The sequence below is a fragment of the Polyangium spumosum genome (assembly GCF_009649845.1).
GTDB lineage: Bacteria > Myxococcota_A > Polyangia > Polyangiales > Polyangiaceae > Polyangium > Polyangium spumosum.
In genome coordinates, this window is the sequence record NZ_WJIE01000002.1 from 222,239 (window position 1) to 237,487 (window position 15,249).

At 70.2% G+C, this 15,249-nt stretch carries 10 protein-coding genes; 2 read left to right on the forward strand and 8 right to left on the reverse strand.

Annotation, left to right across the window (positions count from 1 at the left end):
• Positions 1-1,619: 1,619 nt before the first annotated feature.
• The gene (locus tag GF068_RS06980) at positions 1,620-1,766 is read left to right on the forward strand and encodes a hypothetical protein (RefSeq protein WP_153818556.1); all 147 of its coding nucleotides are present in this window, start codon (positions 1,620-1,622) and stop codon (positions 1,764-1,766) included.
• A 906-nt stretch (positions 1,767-2,672) separates the two neighbouring features.
• Here the strand turns inward: GF068_RS06980 and GF068_RS06985 are convergent.
• The 8 genes from GF068_RS06985 to GF068_RS07015 all read right to left on the reverse strand — a co-directional run bounded on the left by GF068_RS06985 (position 2,673) and on the right by GF068_RS07015 (position 11,881).
• Entirely contained in the window at positions 2,673-3,068 is a 396-nt protein-coding gene (locus GF068_RS06985) for a hypothetical protein (RefSeq protein ID WP_153818557.1), read from the reverse strand.
• A 588-nt stretch (positions 3,069-3,656) separates the two neighbouring features.
• Positions 3,657-3,908: a hypothetical protein gene (locus GF068_RS06990; protein WP_153818558.1), complete on the reverse strand. Its 252-nt coding sequence runs from the start codon at positions 3,906-3,908 to the stop codon at positions 3,657-3,659.
• 1,939 nt (positions 3,909-5,847) lie between these two features.
• Positions 5,848-5,979: a hypothetical protein gene (locus GF068_RS46130; protein WP_275939114.1), complete on the reverse strand. Its 132-nt coding sequence runs from the start codon at positions 5,977-5,979 to the stop codon at positions 5,848-5,850.
• A gap of 1,626 nt (positions 5,980-7,605) precedes the next feature.
• Positions 7,606-9,099 (reverse strand): IS66 family transposase, encoded by a 1,494-nt coding sequence (gene tnpC / locus GF068_RS06995; protein ID WP_153818559.1) that lies wholly within the window; start codon positions 9,097-9,099, stop codon positions 7,606-7,608.
• Between the two features lie 65 nt (positions 9,100-9,164).
• On the reverse strand, positions 9,165-9,542 hold the full coding sequence (gene tnpB, locus GF068_RS46135; RefSeq protein WP_338046261.1) for an IS66 family insertion sequence element accessory protein TnpB: 378 nt from the start codon (positions 9,540-9,542) through the stop codon (positions 9,165-9,167).
• Entirely contained in the window at positions 9,539-9,709 is a 171-nt protein-coding gene (locus tag GF068_RS46905) for a hypothetical protein (protein ID WP_170319340.1), read from the reverse strand. Before GF068_RS46905 ends, tnpB begins: the two co-directional genes overlap by 4 nt.
• Before the next feature lie 457 nt (positions 9,710-10,166).
• Positions 10,167-11,120 carry a hypothetical protein gene (locus GF068_RS07010; RefSeq protein ID WP_153818562.1) on the reverse strand — a complete coding sequence of 318 codons (954 nt, stop codon included), beginning with the start codon at positions 11,118-11,120 and terminating at the stop codon, positions 10,167-10,169.
• A 596-nt stretch (positions 11,121-11,716) separates the two neighbouring features.
• Positions 11,717-11,881, reverse strand: coding sequence for a hypothetical protein (locus GF068_RS07015; protein ID WP_153818563.1), 165 nt, complete (start codon positions 11,879-11,881; stop codon positions 11,717-11,719).
• A gap of 1,385 nt (positions 11,882-13,266) precedes the next feature.
• Here GF068_RS07015 and GF068_RS07020 point away from each other — a divergent pair.
• Positions 13,267-15,156, forward strand: coding sequence for a hypothetical protein (locus GF068_RS07020; protein WP_153818564.1), 1,890 nt, complete (start codon positions 13,267-13,269; stop codon positions 15,154-15,156).
• The last annotated feature ends 93 nt before the right edge of the window (positions 15,157-15,249 follow it).

The following is a 15,249-nucleotide window of genomic DNA, read 5'->3' on the forward strand; positions in this document are numbered from 1 at the left end:
GCACCCGCACACGGTCGGCGCGCACGCACAAGAGCACGCGTGCAAGCGTGTGTCTCGACAAGCTTTCTGGCCGAATTATGGCCGCTCGACCCCCCCCGCATGCGGGGGTGGCCAAAATTCGACGTCGAGCGCGGTCATGGCCGCGAGACCTCGGGGGAGATTTCGACGCGCGACGCTCGCCGCGCCCCCTCGATGCACGAGGCCGACGAGCACGAGGCGCACCCGCCCCCCGCGTCGAGCCCGCGGATTTACGCGGTCGAGCGCGGTCATGGCCGCGAGACCTCGGGGGAGATTTCGACGCGCGACGCTCGCCGCGCCTCCTCGATGCACGAGGCCGACGAGCACGAGACGCACCCGCCCCCCACGTCGAGCCCGCGGATTTACGCGGTCGAGCGCGGTCATGGCCGCGAGACCTCGGGGGAGATTTCGACGCGCGCCGCCTCGATGCACGAGGCCGACGAGCACGAGGCCCACGTCGAGCCCGAGGCCGGCGAGCTGGGGCCGGCGTCCAGGGCGACGAGCACGAGGCCGGCGTCGAGCGCCGCGCCGCTCGATGGCCCCGGGGTCGGTCGCGACGCACCCGCCCCCCACGTCGAGCCCGCGGATCTACGCGGTCGAGCGCGGTCACGGTCGCGAGACCTCGGGGGAGATTTCGACGCGCGCCACCTCGATGCACGAGGCCGGCGAGCACGAGGCCCACGTCGAGCCCGAGGCCGACGAGCTGGGGCCGGCGTCCAGGGCGACGAGCACGAGGCCGGCGTCGAGCGCCGCGCCCCTCGATGCCCGAGGCCGGCGAGCAGGGGCCGGCGTCCTCGGGGGTACGTCCCGACGCACCGGCCCGCGGTCGATGCACCCGCACAAGAGCACGCGTGCAAGCGTGTGTCGCGACAAGCTTTTTGGCCGAATTATGGCCGCTCGACCCCCCCCGCATGCGGGGGTGGCCAAAATTCGACGTCGAGCGCGGTCATGGCCGCGAGACCTCGGGGAAGATTTCGCCGCTCGCCGCGCCGTCCGCCTCGATGCACGAGGCCGGCGAGCAGAGCGACGAGCACGAGTCCGGCGTCGAGCGCCGCGCCGCTCGATGGCCCCGGGGTCGGTCGCGACGCACCCGCCCCCCACGTCGAGCCCGCGGATCTACGCGGTCGAGCGCGGTCATGGCCGCGAGACCTCGGGGGAGATTTCGACGCTCGACGCTCGCCGCTCGCCGCGTCGCCTCGATGCACGAGGCCGACGAGCACGAGGCCCACGTCGAGCCCGAGGCCGACGAGCTGGGGCCGGCGAGCACGAGGCCCACGTCGAGCACGAGGCCGACGAGCTGGGGCCGGCGTCCAGGGCGACGAGCACGAGGCCGGCGTCGAGCGTCGCGCCCCTCGATGCCCGAGGCCGGCGAGCTGGGGCGGGCGTCCTCGGGGGGTGCGTCCCGACGCACCCGCCCGCGGTCGATGCACACGAGCAAGAGAGCGCGCGTGCGTGCGTGTGTCGCGACAAGCTTTTTGGCCGAATTATGGCCGCTCGACCCCCCCCGCATGCGGGGGTGGCCAAAATTCGACGTCGAGCGCGGTCATGGCCGCGATACCTCGGGGGAGATTTCGACGCGCGCCGCTCGCTGCGCCGCCTCGATGCCTGAGCCCGACGAGCTGGGGCCGTCGTCCGGCGAGCACAAGGCGCCCACGTCGAGCGCCGCGCCACCTCGATGCCCGAGCGCGACGAGCACGAACGATCCGGAGAAGATTCTCGCGGAGCGCGCGGCCGAGCTAACGAAATGAGGCGGTGTTCCTGGCGCGTTTTATGGTTTGTCGCGAATGATGGCGTAATCGAGGGCAAAGCCGGCGGAACTCGAAGGGTCCCAACCCGCGGTTAACGCCTGAATCACGATATTCCTGACGATCGCAGGTGTTACAGACGTCTGATGCGGGGAGATCCAATTGTCGGGACGGCTGACGACGAGGTTGACCAGGAGGACGCCTGTTTCGCCGGCGTCACACGCCTGGATGGCCAAGCGCATCGGTGTTTGAAACGCTCCTTGGCTGTATGTCGGTTTTCGCCGGATACGCCAAGCATACTCGCGTTCTCCGACGCGGATCCGCCGGCTTCCTTTACCCGGGACTGCCACGAGGGACTCCTCTCGAAGGGATCGTAGGGAGAGTAGCGCCCTGACGTCCGCGACGCCAGCGCGGCAGCGGCGCGGACGAGCGGGCTGCCCGATCAGAGCTTGCCGGAGAGATTTCGAGAGATAGGCCGCGACGCGGCTCGGGGTGGCCGTTATGCTCATCGCCGACGGCGAGATCGGCGTCGGCGACCGTCAGGACGTGCGAGGCGCCCCGCTGCACCTCTCGCGCGGTAACATTCGCAGGGGAAGCGGAGGTGGACTCGGCGAGCGCGTGGCCCGTGCCGCAAGAGCCGAGCGCGAGCAGGCCCTCCACGTCGCGGCCGTCGAGCGCAAGGCGCGAGGGGCCGCCGAAATACGTGGTCGAGCGCAGTCCTGCCACGTCGGCATCCCCGAGGATTTCCACGCGCCTCGCAGTTCGTCGCGGTCCGGTCGCTCGACATCGAGCGCATTGAGCCTCGCGGGTGCGTCCGTGCAAACCCTCGCCGCGAGCCTGGCGTTGCTGCCACGACCCCCAAGTGAGCGCGGCGGAAACCCATGTCGAGCAGGCCGCAAGCCCGCAGAATCACCTAGAGACCTCGGATCGGGGGCCGACGGAAATGGCACGACCATCGAGGGCGCGCGCATCGAGCGCAGGACCCGGGGGCCTGCCAAAACACGCGGTCGAGCGCGGTCCGGGCGCGCCTGCCTCGGGGGAGATTTCGTCGCGGAGTTCGCCCCCGCCGTCGAGCGCGAGCAGGCCTTCCACGTCGCGAGCGTCGAGCGTGAGGCCCGCGGGCCTGCCGAAACACGCGGTCGAGCGCGGTCCGGGCGCATCGGCCTCGGGGAAGATTTCGCCGCGAAGCTCGCCCGCGCCGTCGGGCGTGTCGAGCGTCGAGCCCGGCGGGGGCGTCCCTGCAAACCCTCGCCCGCCCACGTCGAGCGTGCACGTCGGACCGCCTGCGTTTCCGCCACCCTGCATCCGGGCGCGGCGGAAACTCGATGTCGAGCGCGGTCCAAGCTGTCGAAAGCACCCGAAGATTTGGGCGCGAGGGGGGCCGGCGGAAATGCAACCCCTCCGCGCTCCGCGGGCTCCCCCACGTCCCGCCGTTGAGCGTGTCGAGCTCGTCCAGCGCCACGAGCTGGCGACCGTCGAGCGCGTCGAGCGTGCCGCGTCGGAGCCGATCGCAAAATGGCCGAATGACCGCAGCATCCGGCATCATGCAGCGATGGACGCGTCCGCCTCGCGTGGCGCGACGTCGACACCGTGCATGCGACGAGCACGAGGTACGGCGTACGATTGGAGCGGCAATTCAAGAGGGTAGCGCGTCCGAGCGTCGAGCGCCGGCCGGTGAAATCGTCCCTCAGACAGACGGCCGGCGGAAACGGACCCCTTCACGAGGAGGCCTATTTCACGGGTAAACGCGCGCCCCGCGTGCCCTCGATCGAAGCGTGCTCGCCGCGCTCGTCGTGCGTCCGGTACGTCGAACGCACGCGCGGCGCATCCTTAGTTTCCGCCACCTCGACCCCCCCGCATGCGGGGGTGGCGGAAATTCCACGTCGAGCGCGGTCACGGCCGCGAGACCTCGGGGGAGATTTCGACGCGCGACGCTCGCCGCGCCGCCTCGATGCCCGAGGCCGACGAGCACGAGGCGCACCCGCCCCCCACGTCGAGCCCGCGGATCTTCGCGCCCTCGGGGGAGAGTTCGACGCGCGACGCTCGCCGCGCCGCCTCGATGCACGGGGCCGACGAGCACGAGGCCGGCGTCGAGCGCCGCCCCTCGATGGCCCCGGGGTCGGTCGCGACGCACCCGCCCCCCACGTCGGGCCCGCGGATCTACGCGGTCGAGCGCGGTCACGGCCGCGAGACCTCGGGGGAGATTTCGACGCGCGCCGCTCGCCGCGCCGTCCGCCGCGATGCACGAGGCCGACGAGCACGAGGCGCACGTCGAGCCCGAGGCCGACGAGCTGGGGCCGGCGTCCAGGGCGACGAGCACGAGGCCGGCGTCGAGCGCCGCTTCGATGCACGAGGCCGACGAGCACGAGGCGCACCCGCCCCCCACGTCGGGCCCGCGGATTTATGCGGTCGAGCGCGGTCACGGCCGCGAGACCTCGGGGGGAGATTTCGACGCTCGACGCTCGCCGCGCCGCCTCGATGCACGAGGCCGACGAGCACGAGGCCGGCGTCGAGCGCCGCCCCTCGATGGCCTCGGGGTCGGTCGCGACGCACCCGCCCCCCACGTCGAGCCCGCGGATTTGCGCGGTCGAGCGCGGTCACGGCGGCGAGACCTCGGGGGAGATTTCGACGCTCGACGCTCGCCGCGCCGCCTCGATGCACGAGGCCGACGAGCACGAGGCGCACGTCGAGCCCGAGGCCGACGAGCTGGGGCCGGCGTCCAGGGCGACGAGCACGAGGCCGGCGTCGAGCGCCGCGCCGCCTCGATGCCCGAGGCCGACGAGCTGGGGCCGGCGTCCTCGGGGGTACGTCCCGACGCACCCGCCCGCAGTCGATGCCGGCGCAGAACAGCACACGTGCAAGCGTGTGTCGCGACAAGCTTTTTGGCCGAATTATGGCCGCTCGACCCCCCCGCATGCGGGGGTGGCCAAAATTCGACGTCGAGCGCGGTCAAAGGCTTGAAATCCCTGGGAAGATTTTCGCGCCGTCAAACGAGGGGTGGTCAGAATGCGACGTCTGGCGGAAGCGTCGAGCGCCGCGCCGCCTCGATGCACGAGGCCGACGAGCACGAGGTTGGCGTCGAGCGCGTGCCCCTCGATGCACGGGCCGACGAGCACGAGGCGGACGTCGAGCACCGCGCCGCCTCGATGCACGAGGCCAGCGAGCTGGGGCTGGCGTCCAGGCCGACGAGTCCGAGGCCGGCGTCGAGCGCCGTCGATCCGACGCGTCGGGGATCAATTGGCGTCGCTCAGCCCCCGTCGGGCGATGAGCAGTCACAGGCGCTGGCGGCGGGAAAGAGCACCCAGCAGGCCCATTCGTCGCTTTCACAGCTACACAGCCATTGGTCGAGCGGCGACGTCGGACCTCCGGGGGCCGGCGGCATCCCGCAACAATCGCGCGTGTGTCCCGCCACGCAGACCTCGTCGCCGATGCAGGCGCCGCACGGAAGTGCGTCCCACGCCTGCACGCCGCACGAGGGCGCTGACTGCGCTCCCGACTTGTAGGCGTCGAACTCCGCCGGCACCGGTCCCCAGGCATAGCTGCAAGAGCCAGCCGCGCCGCCTTGGGCGCTGGTGCCCCCATCGGCTCCTCCGCCCCCGTCTGCGGCCCCCCCTGTCGACGAGCCCGCACAGCTCGACGCTAGGAGCAGCCGAGGACACAGGATGACGAGCGTTCGTTGGTAAGTCTTCGGTTGAAATTGCATGTGGATGGTATCCCGGTTGCCGATTTTGTGGCGTGGGTGCGATTCAATGTCGAGGACGTTGTCGTGTCCGAGACGGTGTTCTGGTCCGAGATCCCCGCCCGAGGCCGACGAGCTGGGGCCGGCGTCCGGCGAGCACGAGGCGCACGTCGAGCGCCGGGCCCCTCGATGGCCTCAAGGTCGGTCGGGACGCACCCGCCCCCACGTCGGGCCCGCGGATTTACGCGGTCGAGCGCGGTCACGGCCGCGAGACCTCAAGGGAGATTTCGCCGCGCGCCGCCTCGATGCCCGAGGCCGACGAGCCCGAGGCGCACGTCGAGCGCCGCGCCCCTCGATGCACCCGCCCTCCGCGTCGAGCCCGCGCATTTATACGGTCGAGCGCGGTCACGGCGGCGAGACCTCGGGGAAGATTTCGCCGCTCGTCGCGCCGTCCGCCTCGATGCCCGCGGCCGACGAGCCCAAGGCCGGCGAGCTCGCCGCGCCGCCTCGATGGCCTCGGGGTCGGTCGCGACGCACCCGCCCCCACGTCGAGCCCGCGCATTTACGCGGTCGAGCACGGTCATGGCCGCGAGACCTCGGGGAAGATTTCGCCGCTCGCCGCTCGCCGCTCGCCTCGATGCCCGAGGCCGACGAGCACGAGGCGCACCCGCCCCCCCACGTCGGGCCCGCGGATTTACGCGGTCGAGCGCGGTCACGGCCGCGAGACCTCGGGGGAGATTTCGACGCTCGCCGCTCGCCGCGCCGCCTCGATGCACGAGGCCGACGAGCACGAGGCCGGCGTCGAGCGCCGCCCCTCGATGGCCTCGGGGTCGGTCGCGACGCACCCGCCCCCCACGTCGAGCCCGCGGATCTACGCGGTCGAGCGCGGTCACGGCCGCGAGACCTCGGGGGAGATTTCGACGCTCGCCGCTCGCCGCGCCGCCTCGATGCACGAGGCCGACGAGCACGCGGCGCACCCGCCCCCCACGTCGGGCCCGCGGATTTACGCGGTCGAGCGCGGTCACGGCCGCGAGACCTCGGGGGAGCTTTCGACGCTCGCCGCGCCGTCCGCCGCGATGCCCGAGGCCGACGAGCACGAGGCGCACGTCGAGCCCGAGGCCGACGAGCTGGGGCCGGCGTCCAGGGCGACGAGCACGAGGCCGGCGTCGAGCGCCGCCCCTCGATGGCCTCGGGGTCGGTCGCGACGCACCCGCCCCCCACGTCGGGCCCACGGATTTATGCGGTCGAGCGCGGTCACGGCCGCGAGACCTCGGGGGAGATTTCGCCGCTCGCCGCTCGCCGCGCCGCCTCGATGCACGAGGCCGACGAGCACGCGGCGCACCCGCCCCCCACGTCGGGCCCGCGGATTTACGCGGTCGAGCGCGGTCACGGCCGCGAGACCTCGGGGGAGATTTCGACGCGCGCCGCTCGCCGCGTCCCCTCGATGCACGAGGCCGACGAGCACGAGGCGCACCCGCCCCCCGCGTCGAGCCCGCGGATTTACGCGGTCGAGCGCGGTCATGGCCGCGAGACCTCGGGGGAGATTTCGACGCGCGCCGTCTCGATGCCCGAGGCCGACGAGCACGAGGCCCACGTCGAGCCCGAGGCCGACGAGCTGGGGCCGGCGTCCAGGGCGACGAGCACGAGGCCGGCGTCGAGCGTCGCGCCGTCCGCCTCGATGCCCGAGGCCGGCGAGCTGGGGCCGGCGTCCTCGGGGGTATGTCCCGACGCACCCGCCCACGGGCGGCGCGCACGTGCAAGAGCGCGTGTGTGTCGCGACAAGCTTTTTGGCCGAATTATGGCCGCTCGCCCCCCCCCGCATGCGGGGGTGGCCAAAATTCGACGTCGAGCGCGGTCATGGCCGCGAGACCTCGGGGGAGATTTCGACGCTCGCCGCTCGCCGCGCCCCCTCGATGGTAACACCTCGCTCACCACCGTCTCGACGCCGACCCGCCCCCGTGGCAGGCGCCGCGAGCACGCGCGTTCGGCCGCCACGGCGCGGCATCAGGCTTCGGTAGCAAGTGCCGTGCAGACGTCCGCGTAGCCGCTCGGACGAGGCAACGTTCGTCAGAACCACACATTGTTTGGATACACGCCCGCTCTCTTCGCGCCGGTGCTGGAGCGCGGACGATCGGGTCGGGGGACGCGACGTCGACTCGGGATTTATCCCCGAGCAGCTATCTCGTGCGGTAGCGGAATTCGCTCACCGCGCACCGCCGACCTGATGGCCGTGCTCAGGTAAACCTTCGGATCGAGCCCGCAGAGCTTCGCGCTCTCCACGAAAGAATAGAAGAGCGCCGCGACCTCGGTCCCTCGCCGTGATCGAGACCCATAGTGATTCTTGCGTCCGACCACGACGCCGCGCTCGGCTCTCTCGGTGTGGTTGTTGTCCAAGGGAATTCGCGGGTCGGAAAGGAATCGCGTGAGTCCGCTCCAGTGCCCGGCCATGTACTTGATCGCGTCGTCCAGGCTGCTCCTGGGCACGACCGGCGTCGTCTCCGCCCAATGCTGTATGAGTTGCAGCAGCGGCCTCGATTCCGCATGTCGTAGCGCGAGCCGCTCGGCATCTCCCTCGGGGCCGGGCCTGCACTTCGCCTCGACGGCATACAGGCCGCGGATCAAGTCGAGCACTCGCTTCGTCTCCGCGGGATATGAAGACTCGTTCTTGATGAATTCGCGCCTCGTGTGTGCCCAGCAGTGCGCGAGCGAGAAGCCCTCTGTCTTCGAGAGCGATTTGTACACGGCGTAGCCGTCGCACATCACGACGCCCTTGTAGCCGCCGAGCACCTTCCTCCCGTCCTCGTTCGAGCGACCCTCCAGAATCCGATAGGCCACCGCGTCGGGCGCCACCACGGACCACGCGTGCCAGCGCGAAGGCTCATTCTTGCCGAGGAGCGGCCACCGCGTCTCGTCCGCGTCGATGACGCCGCGGCTGAGCACGTATTGGAAAAGCGCTTCGTACCCCGGCGCGAGCAGCCTCGCGGCCCGCTCGAGCTGATCCCACAGCGTCTGCGATTCCACGAGCAAACCCTCGCGCCGCATCTTGCGCACCTGGCGCTCCAACGGAGCGTGCTCGCCGTACTTGTCCACACCCACCTCGGCAGCGAATTCAATCGAGTAACGTGCTCCCTCGAAGAGCTTCTCGGGGCCGGGCGCCGTCTCGATGCACCCGCCGCAGCCGCAGCGATACTTCTGTCGCTTGTGCTTCTTCAACACGAAGCGGCGCGGCACAGGGTCGATCTCCTCCGACGTCTCGAATTGCCCCTCCCACTCCACGAGCGCTCCGCCGCACGATTTGCAGACCTTGTCGGCGTCGTCCAGCTTGTGGACGACCTCCTCGATTTGCAGTGAAAGCTGCGCCTTCGGACCGTGGCCCTTCTTCGGCGGCTTCGGCGGCTCGGGCGGTTCGGGCGGTGCGTCGCCTTCGCCATTCGCGCGTCGCTCCGACCTTTCGCCGAAGAGCAGGCGATTCTTCTGGGCGATCTGCTGTTCGAGCGCCGCGATGCGCAGCTTCATCTGCTCGGAGTCACCGCCCTTCAGCGCGATGAGCTCCGCGGTGAGCTTGATGATCTCCTTCGCGAGCCGCTGGTTCTCGCGCTCCAGGAGCAGGGCTGCCTGCCGGAGGATTTCAGGGTCGTTCTCGGTCTCGAAATTCACGGGGGCCTCGACTGTATAATGTCGTCAGCCCCTGCGGATGTACCGATGCGGTGCAAAAAAAGCTATCAGCCCCAGCGCAGGACGCGCTCGGTGGGGGCGTAGGGCGGCGGCGAGAGGGGGACGCGCAGCGCGAGCTCGCTCCCCTCGAGCAGAATCGCGAGCTCGCTGGTGGTGAGCACGAGCGGGCGGTCACCAGGCTGCGCCCAAGGCGCCGCGAAGCAGCCCTTCGCGAGGCGCTTCGAGAAGAGGCAGAGCCCCGTCCCGTCCCAGTAGATCATCTTGGCGAGCTTTCGCGTGCGCCCGACGAAGAGGAAGATGTCGCCAGACATGATGTCGCGGCCGAGCCCCGCGACGACGAGCGCCGCCAGGGTATTGAACGACTTCCTCATATCGGCGGGCTTTCGGTACGCGTATACGCGCACCTGCCGGGTCGAGCCGATCACGAAAGCCTCCGGACGAGCTCGACGAGCGAATCCATATCGAGCCCCTCGATCAAGAGCCCACCCGGCCCTCGGACGACGAGCGGGCCGCGTTGGAGAGCAGATGCAGGCAAATCGATGACCTCGACCCGCTCGAAGCTGGGCGCCAGGGTGGGGACGTGCCGCGTCACGTCGAGCTGCGTCGCCCAGCGATGCAATGTTTGAAAGCAGATCCCGAGTTCGAGACCGATGTCACGCTGCGATGCGCCCTGCTCGCGTCTCGCGCTGTAATACGAAACCGCCTTCCGTCGAAGCGAAAGGGGGTATGCCTTGCCGCGACCCCGTCGGCCCTCGATGCGCGAGACCTCCGCACGAATGGCTGCCGCTTGTTGTTCCGTACCCATGTTGAGGCTCCTTCCGGCGGGGAGCCTGGGCACGAGGGACACGGGGCGTCAGGACGGGGGTGGGCGAGGACCTACCCTCGATGCACGAGGCCGACGAGCACGAGACCGGCGTCGAGCGCCGCGCCCCTCGATGGCCTCGGGGTCGGTCGCGAGGCACCCGCCCCCATGCAAGGCAGGCGCATTTACGCGGTCGAGCGCGGTCCGGGCGCGTCGGCCTACCCGAGTGTCCAGTCATCAGCGTGCATCACAGGACGTCGAGCACGACAGACTCGTAAGCCGCAGGAGCGACGCCCCAATCAAGCCACAAATAGAAGGTTGTTGCCCCCGAATGATCAAACCAGATGCCCCTGGGACGATACAATTTCATCGAACCGATATCGCTTTTACGGTGCGCTCGCCGCTCCCCTCGAAGGTCCAGAATGAAGCGTACCCCACAAAGTGACACTTCGGCTCCCGACGTGCCGCGATCGTCTTGGTATGCGCCAAGGCTGACGGACCAGGCCGATTCGATAGTTTTGTTGACTGGGACTTGCATATAAAGTCCGGAGGGTGCAGCAAGATCCGTATAACCAAAAAGCAGCCGAAGCCAATCAACCGGAACTTTTATGCCATCAGCAGCGAAGGAGCCGCACAGAACCTTAAGAATCCAAAGCTCCAGGTTTTTGCCAGCAATGACACGACAGTTGTATGCCGGGACCACCTTGGTGCCTTCGTGAATCGCACGAAATAGGCGCTCCGCGCTGGCATCAAGAACACTGAGAGCAGAATTGTGCCGACGACATAGTATATTCGACTGAAGTGCCTGCTCGGATGGTAGTTCCATATCGGGCTTGTTTGGCCGCATAACTCGAATGGTATCGGATGCCGAACGAGAAAGCGCATAGGCTCTCACAAGTCCTTTGGAAAAATAGTGCTCCCGACTGATCTTCCGATCGCAATCCTCCAGCGCCAGTGCATAGCATTTGGGGTGTGAGTACCCCGTTTGCGGCAGCTTTGGGGTTGTCTTTGCAGCTGCAAGTGGTGCCGGGCTCTCACCATAATCACAGCAGTAGCGAAGACGTCGAGTAGATCCGCACACGCATGGCCCGTCTAACGGAATTCGCACGCGGCGCCCGCTGTCAGAGATAACCACGCGGAATTCGGGTACAATATGCGGGCCGGGCAGCCATGGTGATGATTGCCGATGTAGCTTGCTCATGTTGGGATCGTACTTCGCAGAGATCGCGACGACTGCTCGTGCACTGCATCTTATCTGCAGTACTTGTTCGGCACGAGCCAGCTTGCCGAGCCAGAGCCGACGACAGTAATTCGTACCACGTCGTGCGATGCGGCGCTACCGCAGGCCAGTGATCAACCCTGGTGTGCTCGGTCGAGGCGCCGAGACCTCCGGGAAGATCTCCATAGCGACCGACCTCGCCGCGCCGCCTCAATGCCCCCAGGGACCCCGCCCCCCACGTCGGGCCTGCGAATCTTCGCGGTCGAGCGCTGCGCCGCCTCGATGCCCGAGGTCGGCGAGCACGAGGCGCACGTCGAGCGCCGCCCCTCGATGGCCTCGGGGTCGGTGGCGACGCGCCCGCCTCCCACGTCGGGCCCGCGAATGTGCGCGGTCGGGCGCGGTCACGGCCGCGAGACCTCGGGGGAGATTTCGACGCTCGCCGCTCGCCGCACCCCCTCGCTACACGAGGCTGACGAGCTGGGACCGGCATCGAGCGCCGCCCCTCGATGGCCTCGGGGTCGGTCGCGCCAAACCCGCCCCCCGACGTCGAGCCCGCAGACGTACGCGGTCGAGCGCGGTCACGGCCGCGAGACCTCGGGGAAGATTCCGACGCTCGCCGCTCGCCGCGCCGCCTCGATGCACGAGGCCGACGAGCTGGGGCCGGCGTCCAGGGCGACGAGCACGAGGCCGGCGTCGAGCGCCGCGCCGCCTCGATGCACGAGGCCGACGAGCACGAGGCCCACGTCGAGCGCCGCGCCCCTCGATGCACGAGGCCAACGAGCTGGGGCCGGCGTCCGGCGAGCGCGAGGCCCGCGTCGAATGCCGCGCCGCCTCGATGCACGAGGCCGACGAGCACGAGGCCCGCGTCGAGCGCCGCGCCCCTCGATGCACGAGGCCGACGAGCACGAGGCCCACGTCGAGCGCCGCGCCCCTCGATGCACGAGGCCAACGAGCTGGGGCCGGCGTCCGACGAGCACGAGGCCCGCGTCGAGCGCCGCGCCCCTCGATGCACGAGGCCGACGAGCACGAGGCCCACGTCGAGCGCCGCGCCCCTCGATGCACGAGGCCGACGAGCTGGGGCCGGCGTCCGGCGAGCGCGAGGCCCGCGTCGAATGCCGCGCCGCCTCGATGCACGAGGCCGACGAGCACAAGGCCCACGTCGAGCTCCGCGCTCCTCGATGCACGAGGCCGACGAGCACGAGGCCCGCGTCGAGCCCGAGGCCGGCGAGCTGGGGCCAGCGTCCAACGAGCACGAGGCCGACGTCGAGCGCTGCGCCCCCTCGATGCACGAGGCCGACGAGCACAAGGCCCACATCGAGCGCCGCGCCCCTCGATGCACGAGGCCGACGAGCACGAGGCCGACGTCGAGCGCCGCGCCCCCTCGATGCACGAGGCCGACGAGCACGAGGTCCACGTCGAGCCCAAGGCCGACGAGCACGAGGCCCACGTCGAGCGCCGCGCCCCTCGATGCACGAGGCCGACGAGCTGGGGCCGGCGTCCGGCGAGCGCGAGGCCCGCGTCGAATGCCGCGCCCCTCGATGCACGAGGCCGACGAGCACGAGGCCCATGTCGAGCCCAAGGCCGACGAGCACGAGGCCGACGTCGAGCGCCGCTCCGCCTGGATGCACGAGGCCGACGAGCACGAGGCCGACGTCGAGCGCCGCGCCCCTCGATGCACGAGGCCGACGAGCTGGGGCCGGCGTCCGGCGAGCACGAGGCCCACGTCGAGCGCCGCGCACCCTCGCATGGGGTGCCATCCTGACGACGTTCGAGGTTGTTCCGGGGGTTCGTTCATCCGTTCCGGAATCGTTCCGGAATCGTTCAGACCCCCCTCGAAAGGGGGTGTTTCGGTGCGCTTGAAGGGGGGACCGGCGAAGGGCGACCCCTGAAAATCCGCGGAAATCCGGGGGTCGCCTGCTAGGGTGTTCCTCCGCCCCCCTTCACCCCCGGACCAGGCACGGCCTGGACCGAGGGTGGAAGAACTGCGCATCGCGCAGTTCTTCCAACGGGAGAGGGCAAGACCATCCACGACCTTGCCCGCCAAAGCGGTGACCCCCCAACGCAAGTTTCTTGCGCAAGCTGTCGGATCCTCGTCATCCGCCACGCGGTCGGGTATCCTCCCGAGGCTGTGAACGTCGAACAACGAATCGCGGCGCTCGAAGCGCTCCTCGAGAAGGTCCAGAAGAACGCTGCGGCGCCCAGGCCCGAGCGTGTCGGGCTCGGTTCGCTCATCGCGAAGCCCGGGGACGACGTGGTCGGGCCCGCGATCCCCGCGATCAGCGAGGCCGCGACGCCGATCGTCACGAAGAAGCCCGATCTCGGCGAAGACCTCTGGGACGACGGTCCCACGAAGGACGCGCCGCCCCCGAAGGCCGTGGCCATCGCAGCCCCGCTGCCCGGGCTCAAGGAAGGCACCCCGAAGACGCCCCCGGCCGCAGCCGCCAAGCCCATCACCACGGCCGCGAAACCGGCCGTCGTGCCGGGCCCGAAGCCCATCACGCCCGTCACCACGGCCGCCAAACCCGCGCCCATCGCCGCCAAACCACCGGCCATCCCGGGCCCGAAGCCCATCACGCCCGTCACCACGGCCGCGAAGCCCGCGGTGACGCCGGCCGCGACCGCCGCCAAACCCGCGGCGGCGATGCCCAAGCTCACCGCGACGCCGATCGTGACGAAGCCCGCCGCGAAGCCGGTCGACGAGCTCAAGAGGACGATCCCCGGCGTGGGCGACGGCGAAGAGGTGGGCGATTCCCGCCCGGCGCCGCTCCAGGACACGGACGCGATCACCGCGCCGATGAACGCACTCGCGCCCGAGCAGGTCGAGGCGCTCCTCGGCACCGAGAAGAAGCCGGAGACCACGAGCACGGGTTTGCCCTCGGCGATCGACGCCGACGCCGACATCGACGACGCCGAGCCGACGAAGCTCTTCGAGCCCGCCTCGACCTCCAAGCCGAGCGCCGCCCTCGCCGCTGCCCTCGCCAAGACGGCCGAGCCCGAGAAGAAGCCGGAGTCCGTACGCAAGCCGGAGCCCGAGAAGCCCACCCTCGAGACGAAGCCCGAGCCCGAAGCCGCCATCGAGCTCGAGATCGAGGCCGCAGCGCCCGAGAAGAAGCCCGAGATCACGATCGAGCCCGAGGCCGAGAAGAAGCCCGAGCCCGAAGCCGCCATCGAGATCGAGGCCGCAGCGCCCGAGAAGAAGCCGGAGTCCGTGCGCAAGCCGGAGCCCGAGAAGAAGCCCGAGCCCGAGCCCGAGGCCTCCATCGAGCTCGGCGCCGCAGAGCTCGAGCCGAAGCCGGAGCCCGAGAAGAAGCCGACCGCGAAGCCGCCGCTGCCGACGAAGAAGCCGGTGGACGAGGCGAAGCCGATCGCCAAGCCGGAGAAGAAGCCGGTCGTGGCGAAGCCCGTGCCCGAGCCCGAGGAGACGAAGCCGGAGCCGAAGAAGGGCTTGCCGGGCTGGCTCCTCGTGGCCGCGGCGCTCTTGCTCATCGGCGCGGGCGCGTTCGTGGCGATGCAGAAGGGCTGGATCCCCGGCTTGCCCGGCACGACGTTGCCCGGAAACCCGGGCGGCGCCGTGACGCCTCCGCCCACGCCCACGCCCACGGAGACGGTCCAGGCCGCGCCGACCCCCACGGACACCGCAGCAGCCGCGCCGACCGCGACGGACACCGCGGCCGCGCCCCCGGGCAGCGCGTCGGCCGCCCCTGCAGGCAGCGCGTCGGCCGGGCCCGAGGCCAGCGCCGCGCCGACCGCGGAGGCGCCGCCGGCGAAGGATCCGGCGACGCTGCCGCCGACGCGCGGCATCCTGACCGTGACCTCGAACAAGGAGGCGCTCGTCTTCCTGACCGGCAAGCTGGTCGGGAGCACGGGCGAGGCGGTCGAGGTCGATTGTGGTCCGAAGTTCCTGCGTCTCGCCGAGCCCGGCGAGACGAACCCGGTGAAGGCCAAGTGGCTCACGCCGGGCGAGTCGAGGATGATCAACTGCCAGAAGGCAAACGACATGACCATCAACGTGCCCTGAAGGCCCGCCGCGCGACGCGGCGTGACGCGGAGAAGCCTCGAGGTCCACACCTCGGGGCTTCTTCGTTTCAGGGGCACGCGTGATAGGCTCCGC